Raw genomic sequence first — 13,275 nt, 5'->3', positions numbered from 1 at the left:
GTGTATAAGGAAACGGGTTTTAGGAAAGGGGGACATTTATGTATACCGTTGTAAAAACATTAAACAACAACAGTGTACTGGTACAGGATGCATCCGGTGTATCCATGATATTCCTGGGGAAGGGGATTGGCTTCGGAAAGAAAAACGGGGATTCCATCACCCTGGGTGCGGGCGTGGAGCTGTATCGGTTCACGGAAACAAATGATCATGGGGATGCCATGGAAATCATACAGGAGGTCAATCCAGTCTTCATTGAGGTCGCAGGCAGAATTTTGCAGCTTGCGCAGGCCAGATTTCATGAGGTTGATAAAAACATATTGCTGCCGCTGGCGGATCATATCGCTTTTTCCATTGAGCGGATGAAGGCAAATATGGATATTTCCAATCCCTTCGCCAGTGAAATCGCTCTGCTTTACCGGGAGGAATATGAGGTCGCCTTGCAGGGAAAGGCAATTATCGAGGAAATGTGCGGCTATACGATCAATGAAGGAGAAATCGGCTATATCACGCTGCACGTGCATTCCGCAAGAGGGGAAGACAAGGTTTCAGAGGCGATGCAGACAGCGGTTATCATACGCGACAGTATCGAAGAGGTGGAGCGGGACTATGGGATTTCAATCGATACCAATTCCATGTCTTATACCCGTTTGATGAATCATATGAAGTTTCTGATGCTGCGGCTGCAATCGGATGAGGAGCTGCAGATGGATGTTGGCGATTATGTATCGAAGCAGTTTCCCTATGCCTACAAAACGGCGCAGAAAATCTGTGAGGAGCTGCGCAAGGTCTATCATAAGGATATTCCGGAAACAGAAATCGGATATCTTGCCCTGCATATCGAGCGGGTTCGTACCAGTGAAATGAAAAAGCTGAAGGAACGCATTGCTGGATAGCATACATATATGAGCGTATGTTTACATTTGCGGGTGATTGCTTCACGGATATGATATAATAATGGAAATAAAAAGGAGTAAAGGGTATGGATGAGATGATGAGTGAAACAGCTTTTGATGCTAGACTGAATGTACTGTGGGAACGCTTCTTTGCACTGCAGAATCACGCCGGTGCGGATGTGCAGGAAACACTGCATGATTTAATGACGCATCCTAAGGAGGAGCTGGACGATGCTTCGTATATGAAGCTCATGTATATGAAGGGACTTTGCTATGAGGAGCAGGGAAATAAAAATGCGGCGCGCTATTGTGCCATGCGGATGTATGCAATACAGGAATGCATGCGCAATCCCAGAAAAAAACGTCCCCGTTTTCTGGACTTGCAGGGATATGCATGCAGTGATGCAATGAATGCTTTTATCGAGCGCTACACAGCGTTTCTGGAGGAAACCTACAGGGGCATCAACCGTCGCCTGCTTATGATCGTAGGCATATTGTTTCTGGCTGTCTTCCTTGTTTTAACACTGTTTCTCAAAATTTATTTCATCATCGCGGCGTTGGAGTCTATTATGCTGGGCATGCTGACCTATCTGCTGCAAAAGCGAAGGATGCCTGATATCTTTCAGAAAAACCAGCTGAATGCAATAGAAAAGTATGTTGAACAGGAGGTTCTGGAATTTGACCGCCCCATTCGTTTTTCCTAAACACAGGTGCAGCACAGATAGCTTCTGCTGTACTTTTTTTGTCGGTTAAGCAGATCACAATACTGGTGGATTATTGTTATATTCTATGTAGAAAACGGCAGGAAAGACAATCCTCCCGTTATCGTTTTGTGAATTTCATCCTACAGCTTATTACGCTCGTTAACGATGGCATCCCAGGTTGCCTTTCCAATGACACCGTCGATGTTTAAGTCATATAAATACTGGAACTGCTGTACCATGGTGGTAGTTCTTGGACCATACATGCCGTCTACCGGTATCGGACGCAAGCATTTGTTGACAGCAGCAATCTCATTCAGATATTCCTGCATTTTAAAGACGGAAATTCCCTGCGCACCAGAGCTGAGGTAGTAAGAGCTGCTTGCGACAGGAATATTGGTGACAATCTGTAGATCACGAAGCTTGTTTACAATGGAATCCCAGGTATCGTTGCCGATTTCACCATCAATCGGAAGGTTTGCATAACGCTGCCATTCCCGTACGGCCTGCTCCGTTCTGGTGCCATATACACCATCCTGCAGATTACGGGTATTGATGAACCCCTTTTCCTGCATCATATTCAAATATGCCTGCTGTTTGTTTACACCAATTCCGATGCTTCCCGGTTTTAATGCGGCTGTTGAAATCATCATGTAACATCTCCTTTCCCTACAGTATATGGGAAAGCAGGGAAACGCCCTATATACTAGCCCATCTTACAATCTTTTCATGATATAAATTTGATGAAAATGCCTTGAAACAAAAACATGAAATATTTTTCAAAAAATTTACAGAAAAGTGTTGCAATCTTTTTGCATCCGTGTATAATAGTGTTATATTAACAACTGAGAACAGAAGTAGTACATCTGAAATGCTGCAAAGAGAGCCTGCATACCGGTGAGAGCAGGAGAGTAAAACAGGATGGAACGTGTCTGGGAGTTGGATTGTCGAACGCTGCGGCATGAGGCAGTTCCGTGTTACCTGACGTTACAGGCATAAGCGTCGTTCGTTGTGCAAACGGACGGAATTAAGGTGGTACCGCGAGCAATCGTCCTTTGATTTTTTGAAGGGCGATTTTATTTTTATAGAGAGGAAGGAGATTTTATGAATTTTGATATTACAGTAATAGAAAGGTTCTGGCAGCTGCTGTTAAGTGGCGTGCCGGTTATTCTTGGATTGTCCCTGGCTTCCGCATTCTTTGGAACGCTAATTGGTCTGGCGACGGTATTTCTAAGAAGGATGAACAAGGTATTCAATCTGATTGTTGCGGCGTATATTGATCTGTTTCGTGGAACACCGGTATATGTACAGATGTTTTTTATCTATTTCGGTATTCCCAGCCTGGTTCCGGGGCTTAATATCAACAACTGGGTTGCGGGAATTCTGGTATTCTCCCTGAATTCCGGTGCCTATATGTCAGAAATTATGCGTGCCGGTATTGATGGTATTGATAAGGGGCAGATTGAGGCAGCGAAGGCATTGGGAGTATCCGGTAAAGATATTGGAAAAGATATTATTATCCCTCAGGCATTTCGTAATGTACTGCCAGCGGTTATCAATGAATTTATCACACTGACCAAGGAAACCTCCATCGTATCTGTGATTGGTCTGCATGATATGATGTACTGGTTCTATGCGGTTAAGAATCAGACCTATGCGGATTTTGAACCGCTGCTGATTGTGTTCCTTGTGTATTATATTATGAATAAGGTATTGTCCCTCATTGGAAAGGCGATTGAAAGGAAGCTGAAATATGATTAGAGTAGAGCATTTATATAAGAATTACGGTGATAGTGTAAAGGTTCTCTTCGATGTCAATTTTACCTTCGAGGATGGAAAAACCTATGCTATTATCGGCAGCAGTGGCGGAGGAAAGTCAACCTTCATTCGCTGTCTGAATATGCTGGAGGTACCGACCAGCGGGGATATATTTTACAATGAAACAAAAATCAATGATCCGAAAACAGATTTGGCACGTGTCCGTGAAAAAATCGGAATGGTTTTCCAGAATTTCAATTTGTTTGATCACATGAAAGCCATTGACAATGTTACGTATGCACTTCGCAAGGTGAAAAAGATGAACGCGGAGGAAGCCAGAGCGAAGGGACTCTCCCTTTTGGAAAAGGTCGGCTTACGGCATCGTGCAGACGCTTATCCGCATCAGCTGTCCGGTGGTGAAAAGCAGCGATGTGCGATAGCGAGAGCATTGGCGATGGAGCCGGATGTCCTGCTGTTTGATGAGCCGACGAGCGCCCTGGACCCGGAAATGACCGGTGAGGTACTGAAGGTTCTTCAGGATTTGAACCATACCGGTATTACGATGATTGTTGTGACTCATGAGATGAACTTTGCCAAAAAGGTTGCGGATTATGTCATCTACATGGATAAGGGAAATATTGAGGAATGCAGTAAGGCAGCAGAGTTCTTTGAAGAGCCGAAAACGGCAAGGGCAAAGGAATTTCTGTCAAAAATGATATAGAAAAGGAAAGAGAGGAAATAGAAGATGAAAAAGTTACTGACTGGATTGATGGCTGTTGTTATGATGGCTGGACTTGCGGGCTGCGGCAGCAAGGATGATGGAGCAGGAGAGGGAAGCGATACGGCGAAGAAGGAGCTGACCGTTTATACAAATTCCGGCTACAAGCCATATGAGATGGTGGATGAAAAGGGAAATCTGTACGGGTTTGATATCGACGTTATGAATGAGGCTGCCAAACTGGCAGGCTATACCGTGAAATGGGAGGATGTTGATTTTGACGGTATCGTGCCTTCAGTAAAACAGGGAAAAGCAGATATCGGTATTGCAGGCATCACGTATACCGAGGAGCGTGCAAAGCAGGTGGATTTCTCTGATGTATACTATGCAGGAGAGGATGCACAGAACTATGTGCTGACAATGAAGAGCAGCGGTATGAAAAAAACAGAGGATATCAAAGGAAAGAAAATCGGTACGCAGATGGGTACCATTCAGGAATCCATTCTGAACTCTCTGCAGGATGAATATAAGCTGAAGCTGGACAAGAGAAAGGCTTATTCCGATATGGTACTGGAAATGAAAAAGGGAGTCATTGATGCCATGGTCGTTGAAAAAGCAGTAGCAGAGGAGCTTGCGGCAGATAACGAAGATTTGAGCTACTACAAGTTTGAAGCCGGTGCTGAGCTTGCGGGTAATGCAATGATTTTCCAGAAGGACAACAAATTGAAGGATGAATTCAACAAAGCCATCAAAACGATGAAGGAAAACGGAAAGATGGATGAGTTGGTAAAGAAGTATTTTAAATAGCAACATAACCGCAGATTGTTTGGGTCTGCGGTTTTCTTATACCGTGATGCTGGTTGGCTAAAAAAACAAGAAAAAAGCTTGCATTATCAAAGTATACGGGGTATGGTTAAGCTGTACAGGGGGAGACACCCATCATAAAAAGACGAAGGTACAAAGAGGATGAGAAAATGAAGCGTATAGAGGTCATTGATGAGCAGGGTGTTCATCTGCAAAATACCTATGAGCGCCGAGCAAGAGGACTGGTGAAAAAAGGCAGGGCGTACTATGTGACAGCATCCTGCATCTGTCTGTTTACGCCGCCGGAAAACATGGAGGAAAAGACTTTGGAGACAAATAATAAGAAGGATATCCTAACAAGGATTGATACAATTTTACAGCAGAAGGAATATCTGCAGGAGGCATTTTCGGCAATTGAGAAAATACCGCATGATCTGAATGAGGAGCTGACTGCCATTCGAACGAAACCGATTTTGGAGATCGTAGAGGCCAGAGAAAAAACGAATCAGGAAGTCGTTGCGCTGCTTCGTGCAATGCTGGATCAGGATGTAACACCGCAAGGTGAGTAAAAGCGAGGAGCTGAGAAGACTGGGGAGAATATTCCGCAGTCTTTTTTTGTCGATGAAAATCAGGCTTAAAACATGAACACCTCACATAGGATAGATTGAGGTGATAGCGATGATCAAAGCATGTGTCCTGTGTGGAGTTTGTATATCTGTATTTCTAACCCCTGTGCAGGCTAAGGAAGAAGTGGTACAGGGGGTGGTTCAGGTACAGGATGATACCGGAAAACCCCTTGAGGGAGCCGCATTTCAGCTTATCAGCTATGGGGAGCCTCTGCAGGAGCTGACCAGTGATAAAACGGGCAGAATCGTTTTACATGATCTTGATTACGGAGAATATCAGCTCATCCAGACGCAGACAGATTATGGCTATCAGAAAACAAAACAGCGCATCAGCTTTGTATATGATGGAACACAGGAGAAGAAGCAAAGCTGGAAGGTTGTAAATGAACGTATGCTGGGGACGGTAAAGCTTCGTATCCGGCAGGAGAATGATGAAAAAATATCCCATGTTTCCATGGAGCTGCTGGATGAGCAGGGGAAGAAGCTTCGGAATATCACCAGTGACAGGGACAGTATTGAACTGCAGAAGCTGCCAATAGGCACATATCGTCTGCATCTGGATGAAAAGGAAAAGGATTACCACTTGAAGGAGGATGTGACCTTTGCGATAACACCATACAACTATAATCGCAGCTATGTGCTGACGCTTCATCTGGAACCGGTTAAACAAACGCAGGAGGATTACACCTTTGCCTTCTGTTTTATCATGGCGGTGCTGGGTCTGTTCGCCTGGCTGATTTACTTTTTCAGAAAACAAAGTCTCACACAATTCCTTGATGATTTCATGGTATAATGCTCACACATGTGAAAGGAGGAAGGTCAGTGATTGAAGATCTTCTGAGCTACAATGAGGAATTTGTAAAGAACAAGGGCTATGAGCCTTATCAAACAAGCAAATATCCGGATCGGCGTCTGGCTATCGTTACCTGTATGGATACGCGGCTGATTGAGCTGCTGCCGGCAGCACTTGGTATAAAAAACGGCGATGCAAAAATTATAAAGAACGCAGGAGGAGTTATTACACATCCTTTTGGCAGTGTTGTACGAAGTCTTTTGATTGCCATTTATGAACTGGGTGTGGAGGAAATTCTGGTAATCGGTCACACGGATTGCGGTGTACAGCATATGGATGCCGAAAATTTGCTGGAGAATATGCGTAAGCGCGGTATTTCGAACAACGCCATTGAATCTCTGCGATACTGCGGAATTGATTTTGACCGCTGGCTGGAGGGCTTTGATGATGGCTGTGTGAGTGTGGCAAAGAGTGTGGAGCTGTTAAAAAAACATCCTCTCATACCAAAGGATGTGCGTATTTACGGATTTATGATGGATTCCACCAGTGGCAAGCTGAGCAGTGTTTCAGAATAGGGACAGGGCTGTCAGCTCATCTTCATGTATAAGGGCGCCCGGTATGGAAACGATATATCCGCAAATGCGATTGGCAATGCGAAGCGTATCCTGCCAGCTATAGCCCTGCTCGCGCAACGCGATGATGCTGCCGATATGGGCATCTCCGGCACCGATTGTATCCTGAATTTGAACCGCTTCTGTAGGAATGTGTGTACATTTTCCTTCCTGCAGCAGCAGACATCCTCGTGAGCCAAGGGTGATGATAACGATATTGTGTGTACGTTCATAGAGACTTTCTGCGGCCTGTTGAGCAGTCGGACAGCCGGTAAAGCTGCAGGCTTCCTCTTCATTTAGATGCAGTATGCAGTGCAGGTTGAACAGCGTCTTGATACAGCCTTGCGAAAGTGCGGACAGTCGTGGACCGGGGGCAAAATAGATGATAAGCTGCGGATGCTTTTGCAGATAATCGAGAATGTATATGCCAGTTTTCTCTTCCAGCTCCAGACCGCACACATAGACGGTATCAACACCATAGGAATCCAGCAGGGAGAACCATTCCTTCTGAAATCGGTATTCCGCACCATGGTGGCTGAGAAAGGTGCGCTCACCATCTGACTCCACCAGACAGAAACAGCAACCGTTTTCTTCCTTGCTTTCCAGCAGAATGTCAATCCTGTGTTCCTGTAGCTGGCGGCGGACAAAGTCACCGTAGATTCCGGTACCTACCGGAGAAAAGAATAGCGGGTCACCACCAAGCAAACGGCACATCCATGCGGCATTAAAGGCACAGCCGCCAAGGGAAAGCGTCTGTGATTCGATATTGATATCCTCCTGTCGTACAGGAAGATGAGGAATTCTAATGATGACATCGGCCACACTGGAGCCGATGAATGCAATATGCTGTTTCATATGTATCACCACAGGTATTATATCGCAAATCAGGCAAGGAGGAAATCATATGAAGAAAAAAACATATACGGTGGCCGGGGCTGCATTCACTGCCGCAGCACTCGCACTCTCGTATCATGAGAACCGCTGTCTGGATGTATGTCATCTGCGGGTGCGCAGTGCGAAGCTTCCTGCCTCTTTTGCGGGATTTCGAATTGTACAGCTGTCCGATCTGCATACTACACGCTTTGGGTATCATCAAAAGCATCTGCTTCGCAAAATCCGTATGAGTGCACCGGACATCATTGTTATCACAGGAGATTTGATCGATCGGCGCAGAACTGCAAAGAATACAATGCAGCCGGTTGTACAGCTGATAAAACAGGCGGTTACAGTGGCACCGGTGTATTATGTGCCGGGAAATCATGAAGCGGTTTCCCCCATATATCCGCATTTGAAGCAGGTGCTGCTGGATTACGGGGTGCAGGTATTGGAGAACAGCAAGCTGGAGCTGTCGCGCAAGGAGGAAAGCATATCCATTCTGGGGCTGAAGGATAAAAAATTCTATCCCTATGCATCGGATCGGTATTTCATGAATCTGCATAACCTCATGCAGACCGTAGATACATCCTTTTCTATCCTGCTCTCTCATCGTCCGGAGCATTTTGCGGATTATGCAAAGGAGGGCGTATCCCTGGCATTCTGCGGACATGCACATGGCGGTCAGATTGTAGTACCGAAGCTGGGGGCGCTGTATGCGCCGGATCAGGGAATCTTTCCTTCCTATACGGATGGAATCTATGAACATAAGGGGTGTACCATGGTCGTATCGAGAGGGCTCGGAAACAGTCGGGCACCGCAGCGGATCAATAACCGGCCGCAGGTAATGGTGGTAACGCTTTTCCCGGAGGAAATAAGAAATTGATGATTGAAAAAAGCATTTTGCCAATGCTGTGTTTGTAAAGAAAACGTAAGTAAAATAACAGACAGCCTGTTTCAGATAGGCTGTCTGTTATTTTAATGAACGAACCGCATAAATGTATTTCGTAGTTAATATATATTGCTTATTCACATAGATAATAGAATTATCAGGTGTTAAGACTGTCTGGGTTACTTCCAAAAGAGGAGTTCCCACAATACAATTTAATTGCTTTGCAAATTCCTTGGTTGCAAATATAATTTTAAAATAATCCTCAAACTTCGCCGGATGCATGCCAGTTTCTTTTGTGACGAGATGTAGAAGAGATGTTTTTTCCAGCTTTTTCTTTAATAGGAATTGAAATGAGTCGGGAAAAAAATCGACTTCGACAATACATGGTACATCGTCCACAAGACGTACGCGTTTTATTCGAATCAACGGTGCAGTTGTACCAAAAATCGTATTTATTTCAGTTTCATCATGGCATACGGTACTTTCTATAATCTGTGTTGAAGGCTTGGCTTTCATTCGCAAGCATGTATCTGTAAAACTTCCACCTGAGAAGAATTCCTCTGTGTAAACCTGTGTTTTCACATAGGTTCCTTTTCCATGCTTTTTGATAAGTAGGTCCTCGTTGACAAGCTGTTGTATAGCATTTCGTACAGTTACACGACTTACGCGATATATCTCGCTCAGCTTCAATTCAGGGGGGATGCGATCTCCCGGTTTGTACTTTCCACTCTTTATTTGCGTAGCTAATTCATTATATAGCTGTTCCTGCAGTGTGATTGCATTTAATTGTTTGATTTCCTGCATGGGCCCTCCTATAAATCCTATCATTCCGTTTAACACTATGTTCATTATAATGAATTCTACGTGTGAACGCAATCACAGATAGTATTATTTCATCATATTTTTTAAATATAGCGGTCACCTTTTTTTATACAGTACTTGACAGCGGTTACATGACATGTTAGAATGTCGTTAGTTAATACAATATAATACAACTGGAGGATGGAATATGAAAAGAAAAATTGTGTTAGCGTCACATGGAGGATTAGCGAGCGGATTATATGATACAGCAAAAATGATTGTTGGAAAGCTTCCATTTGATGTTGAGATTTATTCTCTACAGCCCGGCGGTCTTGCAGAGGACTACGGTAGGAAATTGAAAAAGGAAATTGCCGCACATATGAATACAGAATATGTAATCTTGACTGATTTATATGGTGCCAGTGTCTTTACAGCAATGTATTTATGCACAAAGCTTGATAATGTTCGATTATTTTCAGGGATGAATCTAAACATGCTGCTTTCCGTATGTTTGGAGCATCCTGCACCTTTAAACGAAACAGATATCGAGCAAATCCTGCATGATGCAAAAAGTGGTATACAGTTTACTCAGCAGTCAAAAGAATGCGAAAGGGAAGAATTTTAAAGGAGAAAGTATGAATAGAAAATTTCTAAATTTATTTAAAAATGAAAAACCGATATTGGCAATGCTTCATCTGAAAGGGACAAGTGATGAAGATATTGTTAGACGCTTTAAAGAAGAAATTGCAATCTATGCTGAAAATGGTGTGGACTGCATTATAGTTGAAAATTATTTTGGGAATTATCGGCATATGGAAATGGCGCTTGATTATATCTCAAAGCTAAACCTTGTTATTCCGTATGGCGTGAATTGTCTGAATGTAGATCCCATGGGGTTTGAATTAGCTGAAAAATATGGTGCAAGCTTTGTACAGTTGGATTCAGTGGTCGGACATGTTAAACCGCGTGATGAAGCAACCTTGGATGCATTCTTCAAACTGTACCGTGAACGCTATCAGGGGATGGTGTTAGGCGGTGTACGGTTTAAATATCAGCCAGTTTTATCACGAAATAGCATTGAAGAGGATTTGCAGATTGCAATGCAGCGATGTGATGCTATCTGTGTTACACAGGATGCCACAGGACAGGAAACCTCACTCGATAAGATTATACAATTCCGCAACGGTATTGGAGACTTCCCGTTGATTGTGGGCGCAGGTGTAACTCCCGAAAATATGGCAAAGCAGTTTGCATATGCAGACGGCGCTATTGTCGGTAGTTATTTCAAAGATAACTATAGGGATGAAGGAGAAGTTTCTCAAGAGCATGTAAGAGAGATTGTGAAGGCTGCTCAGAAAGTAAGAGGTAAGTAATATGATAAAGCTGTTGCGAATTGATCATCGTTTACTGCATGGACAGGTTGCGTTTTCATGGACAAAATTTCTGGAATCTGATTGCATTCTAATTGCCAGCGATAATTTAATGAAAGATGAATTGAAAATGAGTGCAATGCGTATGGCGAAACCAACGGGTGTCAAGCTGGTTATGAAAAGCATTGAAGACTCTATAAAGGCATTGAATAGTGGTGTTACAGATAAGTATAAACTCTTTATTATTGTGGAAAGTGTAGAAGATGCATACCGATTGGCGAGCGGTTTTCCTGCTATTAAAAGTATAAATATTGGCGGTATGAAGGCTAGAGAGGATCGCAAGCAAATATCAAAAGCAGTATTTGTAAGTGAAGAGGACATAGAGAAACTGAGGATACTGGGAGATAAAGGAATTGAATTGGAAATCCGTCTGGTACCCAGTGATTCAAAGCAAAATGCTTTGGATCTTGTGAAATAGAGAGGAAAGAGGTAGAAAGATATGAGTGATAATTTAATGATACAAGCTCTGCTGATAACTTTGGTTGCGTTTATTGGTTATATGCATTGTTATTGGGGATCTACGATGAACAACCGCCCGATTATCGTTGCACCTCTTGTTGGATTGGTATTGGGCGATATGACAACCGGTATCATGGTAGGAGCAACATTAGAGCTTATTTTCTTGGGGGCTGTACCTATTGGTGCCAGCAATCCACCTGATATCACTTCTGGTGCCATCATTGGGACATCTTTCGTAATTCTTACGGGGCAGGAAGTTGGCGCGGCTGTTGCACTAGCAGTGCCGGTTGCGACTCTTGTTCTGCTTTTTGATAATTTGCAAATGATGTTTATCTTAACATGGGCTACACATATGGCGGATTCATATGCGAAAAAAGGAGATTATAAAAAAGTAGAATGGGTTGCACGTTTTGCAGGTATTGGAAATAAATTGATTCTATCAATAGTTGTTGGTGTCGCATTTTATTTAGGGGTACCGGTCATTAAGGATGTATTGGCAGTCATTCCGCAATTTATAATTGATGGTATGGATGTGGCGGCAGGAATTCTGCCAGCTGTCGGGTTTGCCATGCTGGCAAGGATGATTGTTACAAAAGAATTGTCTCCTTACTTGTTAGCTGGATTTCTGTTAGCTGCATATATGGAAATGCCTGTATTCGGTGTAGCACTGGCAGGCTTGGTGATTGCCGGTCTTACATTCTTTCATGATAGTAAAAAACAAAGGGAGGTAGTAGTGGATGACAACGAATTTTAATGAGGCGAAGTTGACAAAAAGTGATTTACGCAAAGTGTTTATGCGTTCCTGTACATTAGACAGTGCATGGAATTATGAGCGTCAACAGAATTTGATGTATTGTTACTCCATGATTCCCGTGTTAAAGCGACTTTATGGCAATGACGAAGAAAAAATGGCAGATGCGTTATGCAGACACTTGGAATTCATGTCATGTACGCCCCATCTTGTAACCTTGCTGATGGGAATTACAGGCGCTATGGAAGAAGAAAATGCAAAGGATGAAAATTTTGATGCAGCAAGCATCAGTGCCGTAAAAACATCGTTAATGGGACCGATGGCAGGAATTGGCGATGCCTTTTTCTGGGGAACCTTATTGACGATTGCGATTGGTGTTTCAGTATCCTTTGCAAAACAAGGAAGTATCATTGGTCCGATTGCATTTCTATTGATTATCAATATTCCAGGCTTTCTAGCTCGCTATTATTGCCTGCATGCCGGCTTTAAATACGGTGTCAAATTTTTTGGTGATAGTGAGAACAGCCGTATGATTGAGAATATAACAAAGGCAGCGTCTATCCTTGGTTTAATGGTTATAGGGGCTATGATAGCATCCACGGTCAGCATCAGTATACCATTTGAAATTGGTGTAAAAGGCGCAAAAGAACCAATACAAACGTATATCGATCAAATAATGCCATGTCTTCTTCCGCTTACAGCTTTTGGTATCATGTATTGGCTGTTGGGGAAAAACGTTAAAACAACAACGATTCTTGTATGTTTAATCATTCTGGCATGTATCGGGACATTCTTTGGTTTATTATAGAAGTTAATGAACCGTATGCATTGAGCTAAAAAGTATACATATTCATTCTTGTATACTTTTTTTACTACCATCAGAAATAATAGCAAACATAAGCTGTTGTTTTCAATTGCAAGTAAATGTTAATCTGGGAGAACACAATGCTTGTTCATTAAGCTTAGAAATGCCTGCAGATGCTGCGATTTTATTCGCCATTTGAAAAAATCGGAAAGGATTGATGGAATCCTTGCTTGCATCATCTGCTCCCTTTCATAAGAATTTACCACGCAGCCAGTTATTCCTGATGTTTCAAGTGACTGTAATGAAAGCGGATAGGGGTAGGACATTCACTGCTCTGTTTGCGTAATCAGTATGCGTTTG

At 43.1% G+C, this 13,275-nt stretch carries 17 protein-coding genes and 1 other annotated feature; of the genes, 14 read left to right on the top strand and 3 right to left on the bottom strand.

The window, feature by feature from the left end; genetic code table 11:
• The first annotated feature begins 38 nt into the window (after positions 1-38).
• Both G4D54_13415 and G4D54_13410 read left to right on the top strand, forming a co-directional pair.
• Complete coding sequence (locus tag G4D54_13415) at positions 39-893, top strand: PRD domain-containing protein (GenBank protein QJA03368.1); 855 nt, start codon at positions 39-41, stop codon at positions 891-893.
• Positions 894-979: 86 nt separating this feature from the next.
• On the top strand, positions 980-1,597 hold the full coding sequence (locus G4D54_13410) for a hypothetical protein (GenBank protein ID QJA03367.1): 618 nt from the start codon (positions 980-982) through the stop codon (positions 1,595-1,597).
• Between the two features lie 140 nt (positions 1,598-1,737).
• Here the strand turns inward: G4D54_13410 and G4D54_13405 are convergent, their stop codons facing one another.
• Positions 1,738-2,247 (bottom strand): peptidoglycan-binding protein, encoded by a 510-nt coding sequence (locus G4D54_13405; GenBank protein ID QJA03366.1) that lies wholly within the window; start codon positions 2,245-2,247, stop codon positions 1,738-1,740.
• A gap of 185 nt (positions 2,248-2,432) precedes the next feature.
• Positions 2,433-2,653 (top strand) — a binding site (T-box leader).
• Between the two features lie 45 nt (positions 2,654-2,698).
• Here G4D54_13405 and G4D54_13400 point away from each other — a divergent pair.
• From G4D54_13400 to G4D54_13375, 6 genes are all read left to right on the top strand, one after another.
• A complete protein-coding gene (locus tag G4D54_13400; GenBank protein ID QJA03365.1) occupies positions 2,699-3,355 on the top strand; it encodes an amino acid ABC transporter permease in 657 nt (218 codons plus the stop codon).
• On the top strand, positions 3,348-4,073 hold the full coding sequence (locus tag G4D54_13395; GenBank protein QJA03364.1) for an amino acid ABC transporter ATP-binding protein: 726 nt from the start codon (positions 3,348-3,350) through the stop codon (positions 4,071-4,073). The genes G4D54_13400 and G4D54_13395 overlap by 8 nt, the downstream gene beginning before the upstream one ends.
• A gap of 24 nt (positions 4,074-4,097) precedes the next feature.
• A complete protein-coding gene (locus G4D54_13390) occupies positions 4,098-4,877 on the top strand; it encodes a transporter substrate-binding domain-containing protein (protein QJA03363.1) in 780 nt (259 codons plus the stop codon).
• A 167-nt stretch (positions 4,878-5,044) separates the two neighbouring features.
• Positions 5,045-5,443 carry a hypothetical protein gene (locus tag G4D54_13385; protein QJA03362.1) on the top strand — a complete coding sequence of 133 codons (399 nt, stop codon included), beginning with the start codon at positions 5,045-5,047 and terminating at the stop codon, positions 5,441-5,443.
• Between the two features lie 109 nt (positions 5,444-5,552).
• Positions 5,553-6,293 carry a cell surface protein gene (locus G4D54_13380; protein QJA03361.1) on the top strand — a complete coding sequence of 247 codons (741 nt, stop codon included), beginning with the start codon at positions 5,553-5,555 and terminating at the stop codon, positions 6,291-6,293.
• 29 nt (positions 6,294-6,322) lie between these two features.
• Entirely contained in the window at positions 6,323-6,868 is a 546-nt protein-coding gene (locus tag G4D54_13375) for a carbonic anhydrase (GenBank protein ID QJA03360.1), read from the top strand.
• Here the strand turns inward: G4D54_13375 and G4D54_13370 are convergent.
• Positions 6,860-7,759 (bottom strand): ribokinase, encoded by a 900-nt coding sequence (locus G4D54_13370; protein QJA03359.1) that lies wholly within the window; start codon positions 7,757-7,759, stop codon positions 6,860-6,862. The genes G4D54_13375 and G4D54_13370 overlap by 9 nt on opposite strands.
• Positions 7,760-7,808: 49 nt before the next feature.
• On the opposite strand from G4D54_13370, the gene G4D54_13365 reads away from it, so the two are divergent.
• Positions 7,809-8,663: a metallophosphoesterase gene (locus tag G4D54_13365; protein ID QJA03358.1), complete on the top strand. Its 855-nt coding sequence runs from the start codon at positions 7,809-7,811 to the stop codon at positions 8,661-8,663.
• An 87-nt stretch (positions 8,664-8,750) separates the two neighbouring features.
• On the opposite strand, the gene G4D54_13360 is transcribed toward G4D54_13365, so the two are convergent.
• Positions 8,751-9,473, bottom strand: coding sequence for a GntR family transcriptional regulator (locus tag G4D54_13360; protein ID QJA03357.1), 723 nt, complete (start codon positions 9,471-9,473; stop codon positions 8,751-8,753).
• Positions 9,474-9,678: 205 nt separating this feature from the next.
• Here G4D54_13360 and G4D54_13355 point away from each other — a divergent pair, with 205 nt between their 5' ends.
• From G4D54_13355 to G4D54_13335, 5 genes are read left to right on the top strand one after another with little or no spacing between them, the layout of a single operon-like run.
• Positions 9,679-10,095, top strand: a complete 417-nt coding sequence (locus G4D54_13355) for a PTS sugar transporter subunit IIA (protein ID QJA03356.1) — start codon at positions 9,679-9,681, stop codon at positions 10,093-10,095.
• 10 nt (positions 10,096-10,105) lie between these two features.
• Entirely contained in the window at positions 10,106-10,843 is a 738-nt protein-coding gene (locus tag G4D54_13350; protein ID QJA03355.1) for a membrane biogenesis protein, read from the top strand.
• 1 nt (position 10,844) lies between these two features.
• Positions 10,845-11,318, top strand: coding sequence for a PTS sugar transporter subunit IIB (locus G4D54_13345; protein ID QJA03354.1), 474 nt, complete (start codon positions 10,845-10,847; stop codon positions 11,316-11,318).
• A gap of 21 nt (positions 11,319-11,339) precedes the next feature.
• The gene (locus G4D54_13340) at positions 11,340-12,113 is read left to right on the top strand and encodes a PTS sugar transporter subunit IIC (protein ID QJA03353.1); all 774 of its coding nucleotides are present in this window, start codon (positions 11,340-11,342) and stop codon (positions 12,111-12,113) included.
• On the top strand, positions 12,097-12,918 hold the full coding sequence (locus G4D54_13335; GenBank protein ID QJA03352.1) for a PTS system mannose/fructose/sorbose family transporter subunit IID: 822 nt from the start codon (positions 12,097-12,099) through the stop codon (positions 12,916-12,918). The genes G4D54_13340 and G4D54_13335 overlap by 17 nt, the downstream gene beginning before the upstream one ends.
• The last annotated feature ends 357 nt before the right edge of the window (positions 12,919-13,275 follow it).

The organism is [Clostridium] innocuum (assembly GCA_012317185.1).
GTDB lineage: Bacteria > Bacillota_I > Bacilli_A > Erysipelotrichales > Erysipelotrichaceae > Clostridium_AQ > Clostridium_AQ innocuum.
This window is presented reverse-complemented; position numbering and strand designations above follow the sequence as displayed.